Source organism: Rhodopseudomonas pentothenatexigens (assembly GCF_900218015.1).
In the GTDB taxonomy this organism is placed as follows: Bacteria; Pseudomonadota; Alphaproteobacteria; order Rhizobiales; family Xanthobacteraceae; genus Rhodopseudomonas; species Rhodopseudomonas pentothenatexigens.
Map to the genome: position 1 here is coordinate 66,112 of NZ_UFQQ01000009.1, position 23,269 is coordinate 89,380.

A 23,269-nucleotide genomic window follows, 5' to 3' on the forward strand; every position below is an offset into this window, starting at 1 on the left:
ACGGCCGCGGCCTCCAACCGGAGGGCGTTTTCTTGGCACGGGGCGTGTAGGCTCAGGGGGACGATGGCGTCGAGCGGCGTCTTTCCGGAAGCCGCGTCGGTGGTCCCGGTCACGCCGCCGATCTCTGCTGCGCGGACGGCGGCCAGTTCGACGCATAATAGCCGCCGCGGTACAACCCCGGCTGCTCGAACCGTTCCAGCGCTCGCAGGTCCACCTTGTTCAGAACGACCCCGAGCAGTCGATCGTAAAGCTCGGGGCGCGCCATCAGGTGATGTTGCACCGTCCGGATCGGAGTCTTGCCCCATTCCACCACGAATACCAGCCAGTCGATCAGCGGCAGCGTCGCGCGCACGTCGATCACCGGCGCAATCGGCGGCAGATCGACGATGATATAGTCGTAGCGTCGCCGCAGGTCCTCGATCAGGCCAGAGAACGCCGGCGACGACAAGATTTCGTCTCCGTGCACGGGATGGTCCGCGCTCAGCAACGGGAGCAAAGCCAGTCCTGTGTCTGGTGCGCACCCGATTGCCCGGTCGAGAACCGCCTGGCCCTCGAGCACTTCGAGCCATCCGGCGGTGGGGCGCGGCACCAGGACGCTGGCGAGCGTCGGGCTTCGGAGATCGAGGTCCAGCAGGATCACGCGCTTGCCGGCGTCGGCCATCAGCATCGCGAGGTTGCAGGCGATCGTCGACTTGCCCTCGTTCGGCAGCGTCGAAGTGACGCCGATCACCTTGTTGTCGCGCACCGCGGGGCGCAGCTCCGCGGTCACCTTGATGGCGCGGAACGCCTCAGTGAAGATCGACAGCGGCTCGTCGACGGACCGCCGCATCAGCGGCTCGGCGATCGCCAATGGCGGGACGGTGGAACCCTCGGTCGCGGCACGCGGCTCATCGCCGGACTCTCGCTTCCGTGCCCAGCGGCCGTCGCGCGGTGCGCCAGCGCCGCGCCCCAGGCGAGTGCCGATTGACGGCACGACCGCCAGGCATTTGGTCCGCAGCGCCTGTTGGATCTGCTTCTGGGTGCGGAACGTGCCGTCGACCGCCTCACGCAGCGCCGCCACGCCGAAGCTGAGAATGATCCCGAAGGCTGCGGAGATCGCCAGCACCAGCGAGGTGATCGGCTTGCTCTTGTGCAGCGGCGGCGACGCAGAATTGATCACCCTGGCTTCCGTGATCGGAAACGACTCCTGCTGGATCACTTCCGCGTAGCGGCCGAGAAAGCTCTCATAGATCGTGTGATAGGTCTTGGCCGAGCTTTCCAATTCGGCGAGACCGATCCTGTCCCTGTTGGTGCTCTGGCCTTCCGACACCAGATTGGCCAACTCGGCCTCGAGATTCTGCTCGCGTGTCCTGGCGATCTCGTAGTCGCTCTGATAGCTCGCAGCAATCCGCCCGAGCTCGGCGGCGATGTTCCGGCTGAGCTCCTGCATCTGCTCGCGCAGATTGACCGCGGCGCTGTGATCCGCGCCGTAGCGCGCCGACAGGCTGGCGGCTCGTCCCGACAGGTCGAGATACTGATTGCGCAGCCGGGTCACGACGTCGTTCTTGAGCAGATCGGAGACCGCGGCCTCGCCAATGTCCAGCTTGCGGATTTGTTCGATCCGGTCGAGCCGCGCTTTCGCCTCGGTGGTGGCCCCGCGCGCGGTGGAGAGCTGGCTATTGAGGTCGAACAGCTGCTGCTCGCCGATCAGCCGGTTCTGACCGCCCGCCGCCGTCGTGGCGTGGCCGCCGCCGAAATCGACGATCTTGTTCCTCTCTTTGTATTCGAGAACAGCCTTGTCGGCGGCGGTGACCTTCGCTCTCAGCTCGTTGATGCGGTCCTGCAGCCAAGTGCTGGCGCGCCGGGTCGTCTCGTATTTGGCGTCGAGCTGGTCGTCGATATAGGTCTCGGCGATGGCGTTGGCGATCCGCGCGGCGAGTTCGGGATTCCGCGCGGTGTAGGAAATGTTCAGGGCATAGGTCCGCTCGACGCGGGCGATGCTGCGACGACCGAGCAATTCGTTGACGGCCCGCCGCTCCTGGTCCACGGCGCCGTTGTCGGACCAGGACACCAGGTTCCTGATCCGGCCGAGGGTGCCGCCCGAAGAGACGAAGTTCGGATCGTCGGCCAGCCGCAATTGCCGCACCACGGCGCGCGCGATCCGTTCGGACGCGAGAATCTCGACTTGCGAGCCGACCTGGATGGTGTCGAGCGGCATGTCGGCCGAGGACTGCAACTGGTTCTGAAAGATCCGCAGCTTGCTGCTGTCGATCAGCAGCGTCGCGGTCGCGGTGTATTCCGGCGGCGTCGTGGCCAGATAGGCGATTCCGACAGCGACGGTCGCGGCCGGAATCCCGATGAAGATCACGATCTGGCGGCGGAGGAATCCACCGAGTTGCTCGATCAGAGACGCCATCTGCGCGGCGGGGCTCTCGTCCCGGGACATCTCGTGATCAGCCGGATCGGATGATCGGCGCGACAGCATATCCATCGATGCGGTATCCTGGCCGAGCACTCGGTACGCAATCCGCCCCGAGGCCGAAGACTGCGGCGTGACGATCGCGCAGCCATCGATCGCGCAGAACCCGCACGTCGCCGGCGTGCGGCCGATCGGTCACATTCGTGTCTAGCCAAGAAATAATACACAATTGTAACAGATGATATTGGCGACACAGCAAGACGTCGACATATCATGCCGGTCGGGCCCCGGTGTAGCGATGTGGCCGAGCCCGTGTTCGAAGGCGCAGGGACAGGGCGTCGCGGTGATCCGCGGTTGACCGGCGCGGCTGGCCGGTCCGGGGCTCCGGGCCCTGAGCCCTCCTCAGCGCCTGAAGTCCGGCCTGCGCTTCTGCTGGAATGCGGCGACGCCTTCGGCGAATTCGGCGCTGCCGAACGCGGCACCCTGGGCGAAGGCTTCGAGTGCAAAGAACTGCTCGATCGGTTCGAACGCGCCGTTGATCAGCATCTTGGTAAGGCCGAGCGAGGTGGCGGGACCGGCGGCGAGCTCGGCGGCGAGCTTCAGCGCCTCGTCCATCAGCGTATCCGCCGGCACCACGCGTTTGGCGATGCCGAGGGACAGCGCCTCATCCGCTTCGACCCGGCGGTTGGTGAGCAGGATGTCCTTGGCCCGCATCGCGCCGATTGCGCGCGGCAGTGTCAGCGCCAGGCCGAGATCCGGGGCGGCACCGAGCCCGGGAAACGCCGCGCGGAAGTAGGCCTGGTCGGACATCAGCACGATGTCGCACAGCAGCGCCAGTGAGAAGCCGGCGCCGGCCGCGGAGCCGTTGACGGCGGCGATCACCGGCTTTTCGGCGGTGAGCAGCATCTTGGCCCAGCCGTGCGTGACCTGCATCCGCCGCCGTACCTGCGGCGCGCCGCGCTCGCCCATGTTGTTGATGTCGCCGCCGGCGCAGAACGATCCCGCGCTGCCGGTGATGACCAGAGAGCGAACCGCCGGATCGGTGAGCAATTCCGGGAGACGCGTTTCCAGATGCTGCTTCACCGCCGGCTGCAGCGCGTTGCGCGTCGACGGGCTGTTGAGGCGAACCACCACGACGTCGTCATGGCGTTCGAACACGACGGCATTGCCGTCGGCTGCGCTGCCTGCAGGCATGTGTTTCCACCCTTGTGTTGTTTCGGGTGACGATAGCGCAGTTGGCGAGAATTTGCGAAAACGATTTTCGCAATGCTAGAACGCGTCCCAAGCAACGATAGCAACAGGGTGGAGCGCGACATGCAATTGACGGCGGGCTTGCGCAAGGCGGCCTCGTTCCGCGCCGAGGAAACGGCCCTCGTCACCCCCGAGCGCAGCTTCAGCCACGGCGATTTGCTGGACCGGGTGGCGCGCCTTGCGGGTGTGTTCCGCCGCTTCGGCGTCGGGGCCGGTGAACCGGTCGCGATCCTCGCGGCCAACGGCCGCGAGTATATCGAGTGCTATTTCGCGGTGCTCTGGGCCGGCGGGGTCGTGGTGCCGGTGAATTCCCGGTTCTCGCTGCCGGAAATGATCGAACAGGTGACCGACGCCGAGCCGTCGCTGCTGGTGTGCGATCACAGCTTTCTGAACAGTGCCGTTCAACTCGCCGAGGCTTGCCGCTGCCTCACCGCCGTGATCGCGGCGGCGCCGAACGTGGCGGGGCTGCCGAAACTCCATGATTACGACGCCGCGGTCGCGGACGAGCGGCCCTGCGCCGACGCTGGCCGCGGCGGCGACGATCTCGCCTGCCTGTTCTACACCGGCGGCACCACCGGCCGTGCCAAGGGCGTGATGCTCAGCCACCGCAACCTGTGGGTCAACGCGGTGGTGACGTCGCTGTCTTTCGGCTTCGACGAGACTACGGTGGCACTCCACGCCGGCCCGCTGTTCCATCTCGGAGCCGGCGCGCGCGTCTACACCACCTCGATCATGGGCGGGCGTCATGTGGTGATTCCGCGTTTCTCGCCGAACGACGTGCTGGCGGCGATCAGCCGGCACAAGGTGACGGTGGCGACGTTCGTCCCGACGATGCTCGGCATGATCCTGCAAATGCCGGATCTCGACAGCTACGATCTGTCGAGCCTGAAGCTGATCACCTATGGCGCCTCGCCGATGCCGGAGGCGGTGCTGCAGGAATGTCTGCGGCGGTTTCCATCGATCAGGTTCGGCCAATCCTACGGCATGACCGAGCTGTCGCCGGTCGCGACCATTCTGTCGCCGGCCGATCATCTGCCGACCGCGCCGCGGCATCGGTTGCGCTCGGCGGGGCGGCCGATCGTGTCGGCCGAAGTCAGGATCGTCGATGCCCAGGATCGCGAGCTGAAGACCGGCGAGGTCGGCGAAGTGGTGGTGCGCGGGCCGATGGTGATGATGGGCTATTGGAAGCAGCCGGAACTGACGGCGCAGGTGCTGCGCGGCGGCTGGATGCACACCGGCGATTCCGGCAGGTTCGATGCCGACGGCTATCTCTATATCTCCGACCGGATCAAGGACATGATCATCACCGGAGGTGAGAACGTGTACTCGGTCGAGGTCGAGAACGCGATCGCGGCGCATCCAGACGTGCTGCAATGCGCGGTGATCGGCATTCCGCACGCCAAATGGGGCGAGGCGGTGCATGCGGTGGTGGTGCGCCGCGCCGGATCGTCGCTGACGGCGGAGCAACTGATCGCGTTCTGCCGCTCCGCGATTGCCGACTACAAATCGCCGCGCAGCATCGAATTCCGCGACGACCCGCTGCCACTGTCCAGCGTCAACAAGATCAACAAGGCGGCGCTTCGCGCGCCGTATTGGACCGACAAGGACCGGCGGGTGAATTGAGGTGTCTTCTCAGGCACCGCGCCGCCTCTGTCGTTGTTGCGAGCGAAGCGATCCAAAGGCGCAATGCAAGGGAGCTGGATTGCTTCGCTTCGCTCGCAATGACGTGGTGAGGGCGGCCGCTTTCTCGAATTCTAGCAGCGGAGACGTCTCATCCCCCCAGCGCGAAGCTTATCGCCTTGGCGGCGCGGGCCAGAGCAGGACCGTGTTTCTCGATCAGCTGCTGCTGCGACACCAGATAGGCCGGGCCGCCGAAGCTGAGCGTGTAGACCGGCCCGCCGTTCGGCGGGACGATCGCGGCGCCCACGGCGTTGATGTCCTTGCGCCATTCGCCGATCGAGATGCAGAAGCCGCTCTTCGCCATCTCCCGCGCCGAACGGGCAATGGCCTTTTCCAGCTTGGGCCAATCGTTGCCATGGTGGGCGCGGAGCTCGGCGAGCAGCGGGGTTCGCTCGTCTTCTCCGATCGCCGCCAGATAGGCTCTGCCGAGCGAGGTGGTGGCGATCGGCACCCGCGAGCCCGGCGGCAGGCGAAGGCCGATCAGCGCGTCGCTCTCGCAGCTTTCGATGTTGAGCATCATCAGCCGTTCGCGGGTGCCGAGCCCGACATGCAACTGGCTGTCCTCGGCCAGCCTGGTCATGATCGGCAATGCCGCCTTGCGAACGTCGAGATTGGCGAGCGCCGCATAGCTCAGCGCCAGCGCCCGCGCGCCGAGCTGATAGGTCGCCGAGCGCGGCTCATAGGTGAGATAGCCGAGCTGGATCAGCGTGTGGGTCATCCGCGAGATCGTCGGCTTCGGCAGGCCGGTGCGCTCCGCGAGTTCCTGATTGCCGAGCGCACGGTCGCCGGCGCGAAAGGCGCCGAGCACTTCGAGGCCGCGCGCCAGCGCCGAGACGAACAGCCGGCCCCCGGCGTCGTCGCGATCGGCGGCATCCGCGCGCGGCCGGCGTGCGGCTCGCTGCAGCGATTGACGTTCCACCCGGCGCTGTGCGCGATCTTCAGCACCGGCCGACGCGGATTGTTTCGCGGCTTTCACGGGTGTGCGTGGCTTGGCGGTCGTGGGCCGGTGCGTGGTTGTCTTAGCCGCCATGATGGTGTGTTCCGTGCGGCGCGGCCGCGGGTAGCCAGTGCGAAAATCGATTTCGCATATTGTGCGACCGCCGCTGCGGTGGCAAGCTGCACAAAAAACAAGAGGAAGCGGAAGGATGCCCATCGACCCCGCGCGCTTGCGCAACTGGCCCATTCCCGAGATCGAGCAGAGCTACACCGAGCGCGACACCATGCTGTACGCGCTGGGCGTCGGCTATGGCGACGCGCCGCTCGATGCGAACCAGCTTCGCTACGTCTACGAGCAGGATCTGCAGGTGCTGCCGTCGATGTCGGTGGTGCTGGGCTATCCGGGATTCTGGCTCGGCAATGAAGACACCGGCGTCGATTGGCGCAAGGTGCTGCACGGCGAACAGGGCTTCGAGATCTTCAAGCCGCTGCCGCCGAAGGCGACGGTGGTCGGCCGCTCGCGCGTCACCGGTCTGTTCGACAAGGGCGCCGGCAAGGGAGCGGTGCTGCTGTCGGAACGCGACGTGGTCGACAAGGCGACCGGCGAGCTGCTGTGCCGCCTGACCTCGACCACGATGCTGCGCGGCGACGGCGGGTTCGGTGGGCCGTCCGGGCCATTGCCAGTCCCGCATGCGCTGCCCGATCGCGCACCCGACCTGTCGTCGCGGATCGCGACCTCGCCGCGCGCCGCCCTGCTGTATCGGCTGTCCGGCGACTACAATCCGCTGCACGCCGATCCCGAGGTCGCGCGCAAGGCCGGGTTCGACAAGCCGATCCTGCACGGGCTGTGCAGCTTCGGCGTGGTGTGCCGTGCCTTGGTCGAACTCTGCTGCGATGGCGATCCTACGCGTCTGACCAAGATGCAGGTGCGGTTCTCGTCGCCGGTGTACCCCGGCGAGACCATCGTCACCGAGGTGTGGAACGATGCGGAAGGACGCACCTCGTTCCGCGCCAAGGTCGCCGAGCGGGACGTCGTCGTCATCAACAACGGCTTCGCCGCAGTGTCGTAATGAATTCGGTGTTATTCCGTTTGCAGGAAATTGTCGCGATCGAGCCTCGCTCTGATTGCGATGAGTCAGATGCGGTTGTGAGCGCGCGCTCCAATCGCGGGGGCACAATGCAGATTGGTAGTTCGCCGGAGTTTTGAGTGTGACTTTCGGCGGGCATCGCGTATAAGTCCGCCGACGCTGCAGTAACAACAAACAACAAAGAGGAACGCCCGTGTCCATTTCCCGACGTTCATTCGGAATCGGTGCGACTGGTCTGGTGCTCGGAACGGTCGCAGCGCCCTGGGTCCGCAACGCCAGCGCAGAGCCGGCGCCGATCAAGATCGGCGTGATCAATTCGATGAGCGGCGGTCTGTCGGCCTACGCCCAGGAAGGCAAGCCGGCGTTCGACTACATTATCGACCAGATCAACAAGAACGGCGGCATCAAGAGCAAGGACGGCGCCAAGATTCAATTGCTGCAGGCCGACGACGCCAGCCAGCCGGCGCGCACCGCGACCGAAGCGCGGCGCCTGATCACCGAGGAGAAGGTGCCGCTGCTCACCGGCACCATCCTCAGTGCCCAGATGCTGGCGCTGACGCCGGTGCTCGACGAATTGAAGGTGCCGACGCTGTCGATCTGGGCCGGCGGCGCCAAGTCGAACTACATGTTCTCGCTCGGCTACCCGTATGATCGCGGATACGCGCAGTCGATGCACGATTTCATCGTGTCGCTGCGCGACAACGACAAGTTTCCGATCAAGACCGCGGCGATGTGCTACTCGAACTATGAGGCCGGTCAGCAGGTCAACAAGTTCCTGGTCGACAAGCTGAAGGCCAGCGGCATCGAGGTGATCGGCGAAGCGCCGCTCGACACCAAGGCGCAAGATCAGACCTCCGCAATGATCCGCATCCGCTCGCTGAAGCCGGACGTCGTCACCGGCTTGGTGACGCCGCGCGACGGCATTCTGATGCATCAGGCGCGCTACAATCTCAACTATCAGGGCAGCCTGTTCGTCGGCGGCACCGGCGGCTATTCGGACCTGTCGCTGTGGAAGGATCTCGGCCCGGAGATCGGCAAGGCGGTGCTGACGCGCAACCTGTTCGGCATGACCGGATTCAGCCCCGGCGCCAAGATGGACTCGATGCAGAAGATCATCACCGAGCTCCGCGACGTCGCCAAGCTCGACCGCATCGGTCAGGGAGCTGTTCAATACGCTCAGGGCGCGCGCGTGCTGCAGCAGGTGTTGGAGAACGCCAAGTCGCTCGAACCCGACGCGTTGCTCGAGGCATTCAAGGGCTTCAAGATGCCGTTCGGCGACCCGCATCTCTACATCGCCAAGCCCAAGGGGCTGCAGTTCGCCGAGGATCGGCTGCTGACCGACGGTTCGGCGATGATGATCCAGTGGATGCCGGATCAGAGCCAGGAGGTCGTGTTCCCGAAGGAGTTCGCGCAGGCCGCTCCGCGTCCCAAGAGCTGATCCGGTCGTGCCCCTTCTCGAAGTCGACAACATCAGCAAGCGTTTCGGCGGCCTGCTCGCGCTGAACGACGTCTCGTTCGGCGTCGAGCAGGGCGAGATCCTCGGCATCATCGGCCCGAACGGCGCCGGCAAGACGACGCTGTTCGGCGTGGTCTCCGGCTTCATGCCGCCGTCCAGCGGCGACGTCCGGTTCGACGGCCAGCGCATCACCGGCATCTCGCCGGATCGGCTGACGCGCCGCGGTTTGGTGCGCAGCTTCCAGATCGTCCAGACCTTCGCCGACATGACGACGCTCGACGTCGTCACAACCGCGGCGTTGACACGACGGCCGCTGCGCGACGCGATCGACTACGCGGCCGAAGTGCTCACGCGGGTCGGCCTCGGCGCCAAACTCGACGAAACCCCGGCGACGCTGTCGCTGCAGGACAAGAAGCTGCTCGAGGTCGCCAAATGCGTTGCGACCGATCCGCAGTGCATCCTGCTCGACGAGGTGATGGCCGGCCTGACCATGGCCGAGACCGAGGCGCCGATGGCAATCATCCGCGACCTCAACCGCTCCGGCGTCACCATCGTGATGGTCGAGCACGTGATGCCGGTGATCATGCGGATGGCGACCCGGATGGTGGTGATCAATTTCGGCGAGAAGATCGCCGAGGGCACACCGGACGAGATCATCAAGGACCGCAAGGTGATCGACGCTTACTTCGGAGAGCATCTCGATGCTTGAGGTCGAAGGTCTGGTCGCAGGCTACGGCGGCTCGCCAATCCTGCGCGACGTCTCGGTGCGGCTCGCGGCCGGCGAGATCGTCGGCCTGCTCGGCGCCAACAATGCCGGCAAGACGACGCTGATCAACTGCCTGTCGGGGATCGTGCAGCCGATGTCCGGCCGCATCGTGTTCGACGGCCAGGACGTCACCCGCGCCACCGCGCGCGAACGCGTCGAGCTCGGCATCATCCAGGTGCCGGAAGGGCGGCTGGTGTTCCCGGAGATGAGCATCCGCGAGAACCTGCTGCTCGGCGGGTTCTGCGATCGCGCTCGGCCGCATCGGCCGGCGCAGATGGATAAAGTGCTAGAGCTGTTTCCGCGGCTGAAGGAGCGGCTGACGCAGGCCGCCGGCACGCTGTCCGGCGGCGAGCAGCAGATGCTGGCGATCGGCCGCGGGCTGATGGCGGAAGCGCGCATCCTGATGCTGGACGAGCCGTCCCTCGGCCTGTCGCCGTTGTTCGTGCAATACATCTTCGAAATCATCGACCAGTTGCACAAGAGCGGGCTGACCATGCTGCTGGTCGAGCAGAACCTCAATCTGACGCTGCGGCATGCGCAGCGCTGCTACGTGCTCGAGCGCGGCCATGTCGCGGTCGAGGGCGAGGCCGATTTGGTCAGAAGCGATCCGCGCACGCGGCAGGCTTATCTAGGTCTGTGAACGGAGACGGCAAGTGAGCGAATTTTGGCAGGCCTTGGCGCAAGGCGTTCTGATCGGAAGCACCTACGGGCTGCTCGCGCTGGGCATGGGGCTGGTGTACGGCGTGTCCGGCATCGTCAACTTCGCCCACGGCGATTTCATCTCGCTGGCGATGTTCATGTCGCTGGCGCTGTTCTCCGCCTTCGCGCTCGATCCTTACGTCTCCGCGGTGATCACCATCCCGGTGATGGCGCTGATCGGAGGGCTGGTCTATCGCTACCTGTTACGGCCGATGGCCGGGCATCAGTTCCTGATGATCGTGCAGCTCACGCTGGGTCTCAGCCTGGTGCTGCAGAACGGCATCCTGATGGTGTTCGGCGGCCAGCCGGCGCGCACGCCGTCGATCGTCGAATCCAAGCTGATCATCCTCGGCGACGTCGTGCTGCGGCTGCCGCATCTGATCGCCTTCGTGGTCGCGTTCGCGATGGCGATCGGGCTGTACGTGATGCTGCGCTCGACCGATTTCGGCCGCTCGATCCGCGCGGTTCACCAGAATGCCCGCGCCGCGGCGCTGATGGGCGTCGACGTCGGCCGGGTTCAAGTCGTCACCTTCGCGATCGGCGTCGCGATCCTCGCTGTCGCCGCGGCGCTGCTGCTGCCGGGCACGCCGATCACTCCGACCCAGGGCCTGCAATATACCGTGATCACGCTGCTGGTCGTGGTGCTCGGCGGCATGACCAATTTCGTCAGCATCATGCTCAGCGGCCTGGTGATCGGCATCTCCGAAGCGTTCGGTCAGATCTACGTGTCGGATACGCTCGGCCGGCTGGTGCCCTACGTGATCTTCGTCGTGATCATGCTGTTCCGGCCACAAGGCCTGACCTGGAGGACGTCATGATCGGTAAGGGCTTCTATCAGACCCTGGCGTCACCGTGGTTGTGGGGCGTCCTGGTTGTCGCGGCCTGCCTGCCGCTCCTGCTGAACAGCTATCATCTGCACCTTCTCACCCTGGCGCTGGTCTATGTGGCGCTGGCGTCGGCCTGGAACATCGTCGGCGGCATGGCCGGCCAGGTCTCGCTGGCGCACAGCCTGTTCATCGGCACCGGCGCAATGCTGGCGGCGGCGCTGCAGGTCAAGCTCGGCATCAACATGTGGGCCGGGCTGGTGATCTCGGCCGCGATCGCCGGCGCGCTCGGCGCGATGATCGCCTGGATCGACTTCCGGTTTCAACTCGGCCATTTGTCGTTCGTGCTTATCACGCTGGCGTTTGCCGAGATGGGGGCGATCATTGTCGAGGGCTGGGAATTCCTCGGCGGCGCCTCCGGCCTGCTGCTTCCGCGTGATACCGGCGACCTGCTGGCGTTCCAGTTCGGTGGCGGCCACGGTGCGTTCTGGGTGATGCTCGGGCTGGCGGCGATCATCGTGCTGGTCAACGTCGCAATCCTCAACGCGCCGCTCGGCTACTATTTGCGCACGATCCGCGATAACGAGAAGGCCGCGCAGGCGATCGGCGTCAACGTGCTGCGCCACAAGATCACCGCGATGACGATTTCGGCGGTGCTCACGTCGATCGTCGGCACCTGCTATGTCCGCTATCTGACCTTCGCCGATCCATATCTGCTGGCGACGCCGGTGATCACCATCGAGATCGTGCTGTTCGCCACCGTCGGGGGGCTCGGCCGCGCTTTCGGTCCGGCGCTGGGCGCACTGCTGCTGGTGCCGCTCGGCGAGGTGCTGCGCGGCCAGCTCGGTGGTGCGGTGCCGGGGCTGCACTACTTCATCTACGGCGTCGTCGTCATCGTGGTGATCCTCGCCACTCCGCGCGGACTGTTGCCGCTCGCCGAGCGGGCTTGGCGCGGCCTGCGCCGCCGCGGCCCCGAGCCGCGGCCGGCGTCTGTGTCGTAAAGCCATAGAGACTGCGGGCCGGGAGATTATTCTCCCGGCAGCAGCGCGGCTGCCGTCGTGCGACGGCTCGCGGCGCGGTTCAGTTTGAAGCCTTCGATGAGCCCGTAGATCGCCGGGATCACGATCAGTGTCAGCAGCGTCGACGACACCATGCCGCCGATCATCGGCACCGCGATCCGCTGCATGATCTCCGATCCCGTGCCGCTGCTCCACAGGATCGGCAGCAGGCCGGCCATGATCGCCACCACGGTCATCATCTTCGGTCGGACGCGCTCGACCGCGCCCTCCATGATCGCACCCTGCAGATCGCGCTGCGTCAGGCTCCGGCCCTCGGCGAGGCATTTCGCCTTGGCGGCGGCGAGCGCGTGATCGAGATAGATCAGCATCACGACGCCGGTCTCGGCGGCGACGCCGGCCAGCGCGATGAAGCCGACCGCCACCGCCACTGAGAGGTCGAAGCAGAGCCCCCACATCAGCCAAAGTCCGCCCACCAGTGCGAACGGCAGCGACAGCATCACGATCAGCGTCTCGGTCAGCGAGCGGAAGTTCAGGTACAGCAACAGGAAGATGATCGTGAGCGTGACCGGCACCACGATCTTCAGCCGTGCGGTGGCACGTTCTAGATACTCGTACTGTCCGCTCCAGGTCACATAGGTGCCGGGCGGGAAGCTGACGCCGTCCTGCACCGCCTGCTTGGCATCTGCGACGTAGCCGCCGAGGTCGCGGTCGCGAATATCGACATAGATGTAGGTCGCGAGCTGGCCGTTCTCGGTGCGGATCGCGGTCGGGCCGCGCGCCGGCTGCACTGTTGCCACCTCGCCGAGTGGCACGGCGCCGCCGGCCGGCAGCGGCACCAGCACGTCGCGGGCGATTCCTTGCGGATCGTCGCGCAGCTCGCGCGGATAGCGCATGTTGACGGTAAAGCGCTGGCGGCCTTCGACGGTGGTGGTCACGGTTTGGCCGCCGAGCGCGGTGGCGATGGTGTCCTGCGCGTCCTGGACCGCCAGCCCATAGCGCGCCAGAGCCGGTCGATCCGGAACGATCTCCAGATAGTAGCCGCCGATGGTGCGTTCGGCATAGGCCGAGGAGGTGCCGGGCACGGTCTTGAGCACCTGCTCGACCTGCTTGGCGAGGCGGTCGATCTCGGCAAGGTCAGTGCCCATCACCTTGACGCCGACCGGAGTGCGGATGCCTGTCGACAGCATGTCGATCCGCGCCTTGATCGGCATCGTCCAGGCATTGGAGACGCCGGGGAATTGCAGAGCCTTGTCCATCTCGGCAATCAGCTTGTCGGTGGTCAGGCCGGGGCGCCATTCCGTTTTCGGTTTGAGATTGATCACCGTTTCGAACATTTCGGTCGGCGCCGGATCGGTCGCCGTCGATGCGCGGCCGGCCTTGCCGTAGACCGAGGCAACCTCGGGAAAGCCGCGGATGATGCGGTCCTGGATCTGCAGCAGCTCGGCGGCCTTGGTGATCGACAGGCCGGGCAGGGTGGTCGGCATATAGAGCAGCGTGCCTTCGTCGAGCGACGGCATGAACTCGGTGCCGAGCTGGCGTGCCGGCCAGATCGAGATGCCGAGCACCACCAGCGCCAGCACGATCACCAGCGTCTTGGCGCGCAGCACACCGCGGATCACCGGACGATAGATCCAGATCAACGCTCGATTGATGATGTTGCGGTGTTCCGGGACGATCCTGCCGCGGACGAAGATCACCATCAGCGCCGGCACCAGCGTCACCGACAGCAGCGCCGCCGCCGCCATCGCGAACGTCTTGGTGAAGGCGAGCGGCCCGAACAGCCGCCCCTCCTGCGATTCCAGCGTGAAGATCGGCAGGAACGACACGGTGATGATCAGCAGGCTGAAGAACAGCGCCGGCCCGACCTCGGATGCGGCCTCGATCAGGATGGTGACTCGCGATTTGCCCGGCTCGGCGCGTTCGAGGTGCTTGTGGGCGTTCTCGATCATCACGATCGCGGCGTCGACCATGGCGCCGATCGCGATCGCGATGCCGCCGAGGCTCATGATGTTGGAGCCGAGGCCGAGCAGCTTCATCGCCGCGAACGCCATCAGCACGCCGATCGGCAACATCAGGATCGCCACCAACGCGCTGCGGACGTGGAGCAGAAACACGATGCACACTGCGGCCACCACCAGGCTCTCTTCCAGCAGCGTGTGCTTCAAGGTGTCGATCGCGCTGTAGATCAGCGTCGAGCGGTCATACACCGGCACGATCTCGACCGATTTCGGCAGGCTGCTGGCGATCTCCTGAAAGCGCTTCTTGACGTGTTCGATCACGTCGAGCGCGTTGACGCCGAAGCGCTGCAGCACGATGCCGCTGGCGACTTCGCCTTCGCCGTTGAGCTCGGCGACGCCGCGCCGTTCGTCCGGGCCGAGTTCGACCCGCGCGACGTCCTTCAGCAGCACCGGCGTTCCGCCGCTGGCCTTCAGCACGATGTTGCCGAGGTCGTTGATGTCCTTGATGTAGCCCTTGCCACGGATGACGTATTCGAACTCCGACAGTTCGACGGTGCGGCCGCCGACGTCGGCGTTGGAGGCGCGGATCGCCTCGCGCATCCGCGCCATCGTGATGCCGCGGTCGCGCATTCGCTGCGGATCGAGCACCACGTTGTACTGCTTGACGAAGCCTCCGATGCTCGCGACCTCGGCGACGCCTTCGGCCTTGGCGAGCGCAAACCGCAGATTCCAGTCCTGGATCGCGCGGGTGTCGGCGAGGTTCAGCTGCTTCGACATCACCGCATATTGATAGACCCAGCCGACGCCGGTGGCGTCCGGGCCGATGCTCGGCGCGACACCCGTCGGCAGGCGGGAGGCAGCGCCGTTGAGGAATTCCAGCACCCGCGAGCGCGCCCAATAGATGTCGGTTCCGTCCTCGAAGATGACGTAGACGAACGACACGCCGAAGAACGAGAAGCCGCGTACCACCTTCGACTTCGGCACGGTCAGCATCGCTGTGGTCAGCGGATAGGTGACCTGATCCTCGATCACCTGCGGCGCTTGTCCGGGATATTCGGTGTAGACGACGACCTGAGTGTCGGAGAGATCCGGAATAGCGTCGAGCGGCAGATGCAGCAGGGCGTAGAGGCCTGCGGCTGCCGCAAAGCCGGTGCCGAACAGCACCAGCAGCAGATTACGCGCCGACCAGGAGATGATGCGGGCAATCATTGCTGGGCTCCGGTGTGATCATGTGAATGGCTGTGGGACGACGCGGAGGGCTCGGCGGCAGGCGCGTCCGCCGCTTCGGCAAACCCCTTCAGCGCCGCCTTCAGGTTGCTCTCGGCATCGATCAGGAAGTTGGCCGAGGTGACCACCGCTTCGCCTTCGTCGACCCCATGTTTGATCTCGACGATGCCGTCGCCGCGTCGTCCGAGCGTCACGGCGCGCGGCTCGAACCGGCCATCACCCTTGTCGATCAGCACGATGCGACGACTGCCGCTGTCGAGCACCGCCGAGGTCGGAATCGTCAGCACCGGCGCGTCGCCGCCGACGTCGATCTCGGCATCGACATACATGTCCGGCAGCAGCTTCAGGTCGGGATTGGCGAGCTCGACCCGCAGCCGGGTGGTGCGGGTGTCGCGATTGACCTGCGGATAGATCACCGCAATCGTTCCGGACAGCGCGCGATCCGGGAAGGCGCGCGCCCGGATCGTCACCTTCTGGCCGACAGAGAGAGAGCCGAGATCGCGTTCAGCGACGTCGACCAGCGCCCACACCGTCGAGATGTCGGCGATCCGAAACAGCACATCGCCGACATTGGCGCGCATGCCCTCGGTGGCGTTGCGTTCCAGCACGATGCCGTCACGCGGCGCACGCCACTGCACGCGCACAGGCGCGGTCCGCGTTCGATCCATCTCGGCGATGGTTTCCTCGGGCACGTCGAGATTAACCAGCCGCTGCCGGGAGCCGCGGCCGAATGCTTCGATCGTGCCGGTGGTCTTCGAGTTGATGGTCGACAGATATTCGGCGGCGGCCGAGCTGATCGCCGAGCTGTAGATCTGCATCAGTGGCTGCCCGGCTTTGACGAAGCTGCCGGTGGTGACGTCGGCGATCTTCTCGACGAAGCTCTCGCTGCGCATCGCGATCACCGAGACGCGGCGCTCGTCGAGCTGGATCACGCCCGGCGCCTTCACCAGCACATGGAGGGCGCGGCGCTCGGCCGGCTCGGATTTGACGCCGCTACGCTGGATCTTGCCCGGAGAGAGTTTCACCGTGCCGTCGGTGCTGTCCTCGCCCTCATAAACCGGGACGTAGTCCATCCCCATCGAGTCTTTCTTCGGCACCTTGGAGATGTCGGGCAGCCCCATCGGATTGCGGTAGTACAGGATCTTGCGACTCGGATCGGGCACAGGCTTCGGCGCCGGCTGCGTCGAGGGCTCGTCCGCTTCGTAGACCGGCAGAAAAGCGTGACCTTGGGCGTCGGTCTTCGGTACAGCCGACCAGCGCGGCGCGCCGGATGGATCGCGGTAGTACAACGGCGACCGCTCGTCAGCCGCGGCAGGCGCAGCGAGACAGAGTCCGATCAGAAGCAGCAGGAATGGTGAGCGCAGTGTAGCCATGACGTGCACCGTCGCGCGCCGCGAGGGCGCAGTTCGATTGTCGGGAGAAGTGAAAGACGGCGGCGCCGCGGCATGCGGCGCCGCTTGCGCCTACTTGAACGCCTTGACGATCACCTTTCCGGTGACGGTTTCGGGCTCGCCTTGGACCTTCGCCGACAGCGTGATCAGGTAGCGGCCCGCCATCGGCAGGTCGGTCTTGAAGGCGTACACGCCGGGCTCGGGCGACGGCAGCGCCGTCACTGGCGACACCATGTCGGCCATGTTGTCCGGCGCCATGTCGACGCGGGTCTTGAAGATCACCGCGCCTTCCACCGGTTTGCCGGTGGTCTTGTGGGTCAGGCGAATGCTGACGGTGACGTCGTCGCCTTTCTTGATTTCGGCCTTAGTGGCCTCGAACGCGTAGTCACCCGCACCGGCGATCGCGGCGGTCGCAAACAGGGTGAGCGCGGCGGCGACGGCCGCTGCGGTGCTTAATTTCGCAGTCATCATGATCTCCAAACGTGTCTGATCTCGTGCCGCGGCCTGACGGCACGCAGCAGCTAGCGGCGCGGGCGACGTGCCCGCGCGGTTCGTCAGCAGGAGATCAGATGCGAGGAGGTCGGAACGGCGGGCTGCCGGCGTGGTCCGGCACGAACAGGTCGGCCGGCGGGAAAACCGTGCCGGCGGGCTGGGCGATGAACTTCACCGGCACAGAAGGAGCCGGCGAGAAACCGACCGAGGCGCCGACGCAGCAGAACCCGAGGGGGCATTTGGCCGGATGTTGCGGCAGGGACGGCGTTGCTGGCGCCGCATCGGCGGGGATGCCGTGGCAAGATTCGAGGGCGGCGGTGACGTGGTCAGCGTGGGCGCTGACGTGATGCTCATGGTGTTGGAGGTGCTGCGCGGCTTCCGCCGGTCCGGTAGGCAGCATGACGGCCGACGCCGAGCCGACCGGCAAAGCCGCCAGCGACAACGCGATCATCAGCGCCAAGATCGTCCGGAACAGTCGCATTCCGCTTTCAGTTCGTCGCGAGCTATCTATCAATTCGATAGCAGCACCATGGTCGTGCGACTTGTCACAGGTCAAGATCGAAGTCGTATTCGGCTTTGCCGGCTGCAAGTCGACCTTGTCGTCCCTTATACCCCTGCCGGGTATTTGATGGCAAGGTGGATGGCGCCGCATTGCGATTGTCACAACAACGAGAGTCTCTCGTCTCGGTTTCGCGAGGATGTCGTGACGTCGATGGCATGAGAAGGATTTTTCCTTTTACTCCGCATTTCGCGTCAAAGACCGTCAGAGTTCGTCGCTTTGACGCTGCCTGCGTTGTTTTTATTCTCCGGGCATTGCGAGGCGCAACTTCGCCCGGTAGTCGATAGGGAACGCCGCCACGAGGGCGGCCACCTGGAATCGATGAACGAGCCGATCATGAATGCTCCCTGGCAACCGCCTGCGGGAGAGCGCCCCGCCTTTGTGTCGTCACAGCCCACGACCGGGATCCTGATTGATCGCGTCCGCAAGGTGTATCCGGCGCGCAAGAGCAGCACGGAAGTGGTCGCCCTGGACGACATCAGCCTGACCGTGCCGAAGGGCTCGATCCTCGGCGTGATCGGCCGCAGCGGCGCCGGCAAGTCGACGCTGATCCGGCTGATCAACGGCCTCGACAAGCCGTCGAGCGGCCGCGTCGTCATCAACGGCGTCGAGATCACCGCGCTGTCCGAGCGCGATCTGCGCACCGCGCGGCGCTCGATCGGCATGGTGTTTCAGCATTTCAATCTGCTGTCGTCGCGCACCGCGTTCGGCAACGTCGCACTGCCGCTCGAGATCGCCGGCACGCCCAAAGCCGAGATCGAAAAGCGCGTGCTGCCGCTGCTCGACATGGTCGGGCTCGCCGACAAGCGCGACCGTTATCCGGCGGAGCTGTCCGGCGGCCAGAAGCAGCGCGTCGGCATTGCCCGCGCGCTCGCGACCGAACCCTCGGTGCTGCTGTCGGACGAAGCGACGTCCGCGCTCGATCCGGAAACCACCGACCAAATTCTCGAGCTGTTGAAGCAGATCAATCGCGATCTGCATCTCACCATCCTGTTCATCACCCACGAGATGGCGGTGGTGAAGGCGCTGGCCGACCGCGTCGCGGTGATCGAAGGCGGCCGCATCGTCGAGGACGGCGCGACCTTCGATGTGTTCGCCACTCCGCGCCACGAGGTGACGCGGCGTTTCGTCTCGTCGGTGACCGGCAGCGGCGCGCCGGACTGGCTCTTGGAAAAACTACAGCCGCAGCAGCCGCCGGGCGGAAGTGCGGTGCTGCGCATCACCTTCAAGGGCAGCGACGCCAGCCAGCCGCTGCTGTCGCGGGTGTCGCGCGGCGTCGGCGTCGATCTCAACATTCTGTCGGGGCAGGTCGAGATGATCGCCGGCCATCCGTTCGGCACGCTGATTGTGACGCTCGACGCCGCGCCCGAGGTGCTGCGCCAGGTGATCGCGCAACTGTCGGCCGGCAACAATCTGGTGGAGCAGCTCGGCTATGTCGCCTGAACTCATTCGCATGATTGCGTCGTCGACGCTCGACACCCTCTACATGGTCGGGCTGGCGGGTCTGTTCGGCACGCTGATCGGCCTGCCGCTCGGCATCTTCCTCGCCACTTCTCAGCCCGGCGAGCTGTTCGCCGCGCCGGTCGCCAATCGCCTGATCGGCGTCGTCGTCAACGCGACGCGCTCGACGCCGTTCATCATCCTGGTTGTGGCGATCGTGCCGCTGACCCGGCTGATCGCCGGAACCTCGATCGGCACCGCGGCGGCGACCGTGCCGCTGACGATTGCGGCGATCCCGTTCATCGCCCGCGTCATCGAGGCGGCGATCCGCGAGGTCGACCACGGCCTGATCGAAGCCGCGCGTGCGTTCGGCGCCAGCCCGCTGCAGATCGTGCGCAAGGTGCTGCTGCCCGAAGCGATGCCGGCAGTGACGATGGCGCTGACCCTCACGCTCGTCAGCCTGCTCGGCTATTCGGCGATGGTCGGCGCGGTCGGCGGCGGTGGCCTCGGCGACCTCGGCATCCGCTACGGCTATCAGCGCTTCATGCCGGAGGTGATGCTGACCGTGGTGCTGGTGCTGATCGCGCTGGTGCAGGGCGTGCAGACGCTCGGCGACACCCTGGCGCGCAAGCTCGATAAGCGCCGCATCCGCCGTCACTGATTTTCGCTGTTCAGACCAGGAGTATCCGATGCGCCGTCTTGCCGTTTCCCTGATCGCGTTGGCCTTCGCCGGCGCCGCCCATGCCGAGACCATCCGGGTCGGCGTCACCGCCGGCCCGCACGCCGAGATCCTCGACGTGGTCAAGAAGGTCGCCGCCGAGCGCGGCCTCGACATCAAGCCTGTCGAGTTCACCGACTACGTGGTGCCGAACCAGGCGCTGGCGCAGAAGGAACTCGAGGCCAATTCGTTTCAGCACGAGCCGTATCTGAAGGCGCAGCTCGCCAAGACCGGCTGGACCATCGTCAAGGTCGCCAACACCATCGCGTCGCCGCAGGGCGTGTATTCGGTCAAGGTCAAGGCGCTCGCCGATCTGAAGCCGGGCGCCACCGTGGCGATCGCCAACGATCCGTCCAACGGCGCGCGCGGCCTGCAGATCCTGGCGCTGCACGGCCTGATCAAGCTGAAGGACGGCGTCGGCGCCACCGCGACGGTCGCCGACATCATCGACAACCCGAAGAAGCTGAAATTCGTCGAACTCGACGCCGCGCAGCTGCCGCGGTCGCTGCAGGACGTCGATCTGGTGTCGATCAACAACAACTACGCGGTGCAGGCCGGCCTCGATCCGTCCAAGGACGCGCTCGCCCGTGAGAATGTCGAGGGCCCCTGGGTCAACATCATCGCGGTGCGCGAGGAAGACAAGGACAAGCCCTGGGTCAAGCAACTGATCGACGCCTATCACTCGGACCCGGTCAAGCAGTTCGTCGAGACGCGATTCAAGGGGACGTATATCCCGGCGTGGTGAAGGCGCACCTTTCACGCAACCACAAACGTCATCCCCCGCGCATGCGGGGGATCTAGTATTGCAGTGCTTCAGTGACTGACGCAGGGCGCCTCAATGGCAACGCTCTGGGATACTGGGTCGCCCGCCTTCGCGGGCGACGACGGTAGAGGGTGAGGCATACTCAGCAGCTCGACAGCGAACATTGAACCGTTAAGGCGCGTCGCGGTATCGCTTGTTACCAAACGCCCATTCCCGTCATTGCAAGCGCAGCGAAGCAATCCACAAAGCCTCGTGCGCGGAGCTGGATTGCTTCGTCGACTTCGCCTCCTCGCAATGACGATGCGGAGAGGTGCGGCGGAACGTTGAGGCTCCGCCGCCTGGTCCTCAGACCTCTTCGTCAGCTCCACACCCCGCTGCGTCGATCCTCGACCCGTTTGGCCTTGTGAGTGGCGCGGGGCAGGGTGTCGGGCTTCAGCACCGTGACCGCGGCCGAGACGCCGGTGATGGCCTTGAGCTGCGTTCGAACCGGTCGGCGAGCGCATGGGGCTCGCCGTTGTAGCCGTGGATGTGCTTCACTTCGACGGTGAGGCGATCGAGGTGATTGATCCGATCGACCACCAGCCGATATTCGCCGGTCAGCTCGTGATCCTGCCGCGCCACCGCCTCGACGTCACTCGGGAACAGGTTGACGCCCTTGATGATCAGCATGTCGTCGCGCCGGCCGTGGACGCCGTTGAGGCGGATCGCGGTGCGGCCGCAGCGGCACGGCTCCGGATTGAAGCTGACGATGTCGCCGGTGCGGAACCGGATCATCGGCCGCGCGGTCTTCTGCAGCGTGGTCAGCACCATTTCGCCGCGGTCCCCCGCCTTCACCGGTTCGCCGCTGTCGGGATCGATCACTTCGACCAGGATGTGATCCTCGGCCCAGTGCAGCCCGTCCTTCTCCTCGCACATTCCGGCGCAGGAGCCGAAGATGTCGGACAGGCCGTAGTAGTCGTAAACGGACGCCCCCCATAGTTGCTCGATCCGGTTGCGGGTTTCGGGAATCGAGCCGCCGGGCTCGCCGGCGACGAAGATCCGGCGGACGGCCAGATCCTTGCGCAGGTCGTAACCTTCCTTGATGGCGGTCTCGCCCAAGTACCAGGCGTAAGACGGCGTGGTCCAGATCACCGTGGCGTGGAATTGGCGCAGGATCTGCAGCAGCCGGTCGGATGGAATCGTGCCGGCGTGGATCGTCAGCGCGCCGAGCTTCTGCGCGCCGAGCACGCACGGCCCGCCGATGAACAGCGAGAAGTTCAGCGAATGTACGTAGCGATCGCTTGGCCGCATTCCGGACGACCAGAACTGCCGCGCCTCATATCGATCCAGCCGTCGAAGTCCGATTGCGTGAACGGCGAGGCGGTCGGGACGCCGGTCGAGCCGGACGACGCGGAGATATAGACGATGTCACGCTCCGGCACGGCGACGAGGTCGCCGAACGGCGGCACCGCGAGCTGGCGGTCACGCAAGCTGCGCTTGTCGATGAACGGAAAGCGGCGGATGTCGTCGAGCGATTTGATCTGGTCGGGCGAAACCTTCGCGGCGTCGAACGCGGCGCGATAGGCCGGCGAGCCCGCAGTGGCGTGGGCGACGTGCTTTTGCAGCAGCGACAGTTTCAGCGCGTCCCAGTCGGCGCGCGATTGGGTTTCGAGCTTGGCGTCCCAATACGGACGCTCGTCGGAAGTCGTAGTCATGTGCGGTGGTCCTGAATGCGGACGACCGGCCGCAGGGCCGGTCGTGCTCTCGATGCAAGGATGAGGGACGATCGAGGCGGCGGCCGGGCTCACCAGGTGGTGAGAATGGTGCCGTTGAAGCGTTTCTCGGTGAAGACCTTGACCTCCGGCGAGCGATAGATCTCGACGAACTTCTTCAGCGTCGCGTTGTCCTTGTTCTTGGCGCGGACCGCGAACACCAGGTTCCAGTTGGTGTCGGCGCCTTCGAGCAGCAGCGCGCTCTTCGGGTCGAGCCCGGCGCTGAGCGCGTAGTTGAGATTGACCGCCGAGAAATCGAGGTCGTTCAGCGAGCGCGGCAGTTGCGCAGCGTCGAGCTCGACGATCTTGAGCTTCTTCGGGTTGTCGGCGATATCGGCGATCGTCGCCTTGATGCCGATGCCAGGCTTCAGCTTGATCAGACCGGCTTTTTCGAACAGTTGCAGCGCGCGGGCGCCGTTGGAAGGATCGTTCGGGATCGCTGCGCTGGCGCCGTCCTTGATGTCGCTCAGCGTCTTGACCTTGTTCGAGTAGAGTCCGATCGGCACGATGATGCTCTTGGCGATCGACACGATGTCGTAGCCACGTTGCGCCACCTGGTTGTCGAGATAGGGCTGGTGCTGGAAGTTGTTGATGTCGAGATCGTCCTGCGCCAGGGCCGCATTCGGCACGGTGTAGTCGGTGAATTCGGTGATCTTCACCTCGATGCCCTGCTTGGCGGCGAGATCGCCGGCATAGCGCAGGATCTCGGCGTAGGGACCGGCGGTGGTGCCGATCCGGACCACTTCGGTGCCGAAGGCCGGAGCCGCGGCGGTGAGTGCGGCGAAAGCTGCCGCGGCGAAAACGAGTTTACGTGCCATGGGAATTCAACCTCGATACGTGACCATCTTGGTGG

Annotated in this window: 19 protein-coding genes and 1 pseudogene; 10 read left to right on the forward strand and 10 right to left on the reverse strand. The window is 65.5% G+C overall.

The window, feature by feature from the left end:
* Positions 1 to 109 precede the first annotated feature (109 nt).
* Together DWA33_RS10135 and DWA33_RS10140 are read right to left on the reverse strand one after the other, a co-directional pair.
* The gene (locus DWA33_RS10135) at positions 110 to 2,470 is read right to left on the reverse strand and encodes a nucleotide-binding protein (protein ID WP_208639117.1); all 2,361 of its coding nucleotides are present in this window, start codon (positions 2,468 to 2,470) and stop codon (positions 110 to 112) included.
* Between the two features lie 330 nt (positions 2,471 to 2,800).
* Positions 2,801 to 3,592, reverse strand: coding sequence for an enoyl-CoA hydratase/isomerase family protein (locus DWA33_RS10140; RefSeq protein ID WP_114357971.1), 792 nt, complete (start codon positions 3,590 to 3,592; stop codon positions 2,801 to 2,803).
* 120 nt (positions 3,593 to 3,712) lie between these two features.
* On the opposite strand from DWA33_RS10140, the gene DWA33_RS10145 reads away from it, so the two are divergent.
* Positions 3,713 to 5,272, forward strand: coding sequence for a class I adenylate-forming enzyme family protein (locus DWA33_RS10145; RefSeq protein ID WP_114358084.1), 1,560 nt, complete (start codon positions 3,713 to 3,715; stop codon positions 5,270 to 5,272).
* A 148-nt stretch (positions 5,273 to 5,420) separates the two neighbouring features.
* On the opposite strand, the gene DWA33_RS10150 is transcribed toward DWA33_RS10145, so the two are convergent.
* A complete protein-coding gene (locus DWA33_RS10150) occupies positions 5,421 to 6,248 on the reverse strand; it encodes an IclR family transcriptional regulator (protein WP_244601249.1) in 828 nt (275 codons plus the stop codon).
* Between the two features lie 226 nt (positions 6,249 to 6,474).
* Here DWA33_RS10150 and DWA33_RS10155 point away from each other — a divergent pair, with 226 nt between their 5' ends.
* From DWA33_RS10155 to DWA33_RS10180, 6 genes are all read left to right on the forward strand, one after another.
* Complete coding sequence (locus DWA33_RS10155) at positions 6,475 to 7,335, forward strand: MaoC/PaaZ C-terminal domain-containing protein (RefSeq protein WP_114357973.1); 861 nt, start codon at positions 6,475 to 6,477, stop codon at positions 7,333 to 7,335.
* A gap of 211 nt (positions 7,336 to 7,546) precedes the next feature.
* Positions 7,547 to 8,791 (forward strand): ABC transporter substrate-binding protein, encoded by a 1,245-nt coding sequence (locus DWA33_RS10160; RefSeq protein ID WP_114357974.1) that lies wholly within the window; start codon positions 7,547 to 7,549, stop codon positions 8,789 to 8,791.
* A gap of 7 nt (positions 8,792 to 8,798) precedes the next feature.
* The gene (locus tag DWA33_RS10165; RefSeq protein ID WP_114357975.1) at positions 8,799 to 9,518 is read left to right on the forward strand and encodes an ABC transporter ATP-binding protein; all 720 of its coding nucleotides are present in this window, start codon (positions 8,799 to 8,801) and stop codon (positions 9,516 to 9,518) included.
* Positions 9,511 to 10,215, forward strand: coding sequence for an ABC transporter ATP-binding protein (locus DWA33_RS10170; protein WP_114357976.1), 705 nt, complete (start codon positions 9,511 to 9,513; stop codon positions 10,213 to 10,215). The genes DWA33_RS10165 and DWA33_RS10170 overlap by 8 nt, the downstream gene beginning before the upstream one ends.
* Before the next feature lie 13 nt (positions 10,216 to 10,228).
* Positions 10,229 to 11,092 (forward strand): branched-chain amino acid ABC transporter permease, encoded by an 864-nt coding sequence (locus DWA33_RS10175; RefSeq protein WP_114357977.1) that lies wholly within the window; start codon positions 10,229 to 10,231, stop codon positions 11,090 to 11,092.
* Positions 11,089 to 12,099, forward strand: a complete 1,011-nt coding sequence (locus tag DWA33_RS10180) for a branched-chain amino acid ABC transporter permease (RefSeq protein WP_114357978.1) — start codon at positions 11,089 to 11,091, stop codon at positions 12,097 to 12,099. The genes DWA33_RS10175 and DWA33_RS10180 overlap by 4 nt, the downstream gene beginning before the upstream one ends.
* A gap of 26 nt (positions 12,100 to 12,125) precedes the next feature.
* Here DWA33_RS10180 and DWA33_RS10185 read toward each other — a convergent pair whose 3' ends face one another.
* From DWA33_RS10185 to DWA33_RS10200, 4 genes are all read right to left on the reverse strand, one after another.
* Positions 12,126 to 15,284 carry an efflux RND transporter permease subunit gene (locus DWA33_RS10185; RefSeq protein ID WP_114357979.1) on the reverse strand — a complete coding sequence of 1,053 codons (3,159 nt, stop codon included), beginning with the start codon at positions 15,282 to 15,284 and terminating at the stop codon, positions 12,126 to 12,128.
* Positions 15,281 to 16,675: an efflux RND transporter periplasmic adaptor subunit gene (locus tag DWA33_RS10190; protein ID WP_114357980.1), complete on the reverse strand. Its 1,395-nt coding sequence runs from the start codon at positions 16,673 to 16,675 to the stop codon at positions 15,281 to 15,283. Before DWA33_RS10190 ends, DWA33_RS10185 begins: the two co-directional genes overlap by 4 nt.
* A gap of 90 nt (positions 16,676 to 16,765) precedes the next feature.
* Positions 16,766 to 17,161, reverse strand: a complete 396-nt coding sequence (locus tag DWA33_RS10195; protein ID WP_114358085.1) for a FixH family protein — start codon at positions 17,159 to 17,161, stop codon at positions 16,766 to 16,768.
* A gap of 97 nt (positions 17,162 to 17,258) precedes the next feature.
* Positions 17,259 to 17,666: a hypothetical protein gene (locus DWA33_RS10200; RefSeq protein ID WP_114357981.1), complete on the reverse strand. Its 408-nt coding sequence runs from the start codon at positions 17,664 to 17,666 to the stop codon at positions 17,259 to 17,261.
* Positions 17,667 to 18,080: 414 nt separating this feature from the next.
* On the opposite strand from DWA33_RS10200, the gene DWA33_RS10205 reads away from it, so the two are divergent.
* From DWA33_RS10205 to DWA33_RS10215, 3 genes are read left to right on the forward strand one after another with little or no spacing between them, the layout of a single operon-like run.
* Positions 18,081 to 19,187 (forward strand): methionine ABC transporter ATP-binding protein, encoded by a 1,107-nt coding sequence (locus DWA33_RS10205; protein ID WP_114358086.1) that lies wholly within the window; start codon positions 18,081 to 18,083, stop codon positions 19,185 to 19,187.
* Positions 19,177 to 19,845, forward strand: a complete 669-nt coding sequence (locus tag DWA33_RS10210) for a methionine ABC transporter permease (RefSeq protein ID WP_114357982.1) — start codon at positions 19,177 to 19,179, stop codon at positions 19,843 to 19,845. Before DWA33_RS10205 ends, DWA33_RS10210 begins: the two co-directional genes overlap by 11 nt.
* Positions 19,846 to 19,873: 28 nt before the next feature.
* Positions 19,874 to 20,647, forward strand: a complete 774-nt coding sequence (locus DWA33_RS10215; RefSeq protein ID WP_114357983.1) for a MetQ/NlpA family ABC transporter substrate-binding protein — start codon at positions 19,874 to 19,876, stop codon at positions 20,645 to 20,647.
* Between the two features lie 376 nt (positions 20,648 to 21,023).
* Here DWA33_RS10215 and DWA33_RS25405 read toward each other — a convergent pair.
* The 3 genes and pseudogenes from DWA33_RS25405 to DWA33_RS10225 form a co-directional block, all read right to left on the reverse strand.
* A pseudogene (locus DWA33_RS25405) lies at positions 21,024 to 21,955 on the reverse strand (phenylacetate--CoA ligase family protein).
* The gene (locus DWA33_RS25410; RefSeq protein ID WP_244601251.1) at positions 21,922 to 22,359 is read right to left on the reverse strand and encodes a phenylacetate--CoA ligase family protein; all 438 of its coding nucleotides are present in this window, start codon (positions 22,357 to 22,359) and stop codon (positions 21,922 to 21,924) included. The pseudogene DWA33_RS25405 and the gene DWA33_RS25410 overlap by 34 nt, the downstream one beginning before the upstream one ends.
* Positions 22,360 to 22,448: 89 nt before the next feature.
* Positions 22,449 to 23,234, reverse strand: coding sequence for a MetQ/NlpA family ABC transporter substrate-binding protein (locus DWA33_RS10225; RefSeq protein WP_114357984.1), 786 nt, complete (start codon positions 23,232 to 23,234; stop codon positions 22,449 to 22,451).
* Positions 23,235 to 23,269 lie beyond the last annotated feature (35 nt).

What these genes read in the sequence shown, in the direction of transcription:
- DWA33_RS10145 (WP_114358084.1), top strand. Translation starts at nt 3,713, where the DNA reads ATGCAATTGACGGCGGGCTTGCGCAAGGCGGCCTCGTTCCGCGCCGAG.
- DWA33_RS10135 (WP_208639117.1), bottom strand. Translation starts at nt 2,470, where the DNA reads ATGGATATGCTGTCGCGCCGATCATCCGATCCGGCTGATCACGAGATG.
- DWA33_RS10155 (WP_114357973.1), top strand. Translation starts at nt 6,475, where the DNA reads ATGCCCATCGACCCCGCGCGCTTGCGCAACTGGCCCATTCCCGAGATC.
- DWA33_RS10140 (WP_114357971.1), bottom strand. Translation starts at nt 3,592, where the DNA reads ATGCCTGCAGGCAGCGCAGCCGACGGCAATGCCGTCGTGTTCGAACGC.
- DWA33_RS10195 (WP_114358085.1), bottom strand. Translation starts at nt 17,161, where the DNA reads ATGACTGCGAAATTAAGCACCGCAGCGGCCGTCGCCGCCGCGCTCACC.
- DWA33_RS10180 (WP_114357978.1), top strand. Translation starts at nt 11,089, where the DNA reads ATGATCGGTAAGGGCTTCTATCAGACCCTGGCGTCACCGTGGTTGTGG.
- DWA33_RS10170 (WP_114357976.1), top strand. Translation starts at nt 9,511, where the DNA reads ATGCTTGAGGTCGAAGGTCTGGTCGCAGGCTACGGCGGCTCGCCAATC.
- DWA33_RS10190 (WP_114357980.1), bottom strand. Translation starts at nt 16,675, where the DNA reads ATGGCTACACTGCGCTCACCATTCCTGCTGCTTCTGATCGGACTCTGT.
- DWA33_RS25410 (WP_244601251.1), bottom strand. Translation starts at nt 22,359, where the DNA reads ATGACTACGACTTCCGACGAGCGTCCGTATTGGGACGCCAAGCTCGAA.
- DWA33_RS10185 (WP_114357979.1), bottom strand. Translation starts at nt 15,284, where the DNA reads ATGATTGCCCGCATCATCTCCTGGTCGGCGCGTAATCTGCTGCTGGTG.
- DWA33_RS10210 (WP_114357982.1), top strand. Translation starts at nt 19,177, where the DNA reads ATGTCGCCTGAACTCATTCGCATGATTGCGTCGTCGACGCTCGACACC.
- DWA33_RS10225 (WP_114357984.1), bottom strand. Translation starts at nt 23,234, where the DNA reads ATGGCACGTAAACTCGTTTTCGCCGCGGCAGCTTTCGCCGCACTCACC.
- DWA33_RS10215 (WP_114357983.1), top strand. Translation starts at nt 19,874, where the DNA reads ATGCGCCGTCTTGCCGTTTCCCTGATCGCGTTGGCCTTCGCCGGCGCC.
- DWA33_RS10200 (WP_114357981.1), bottom strand. Translation starts at nt 17,666, where the DNA reads ATGCGACTGTTCCGGACGATCTTGGCGCTGATGATCGCGTTGTCGCTG.
- DWA33_RS10205 (WP_114358086.1), top strand. Translation starts at nt 18,081, where the DNA reads ATGAATGCTCCCTGGCAACCGCCTGCGGGAGAGCGCCCCGCCTTTGTG.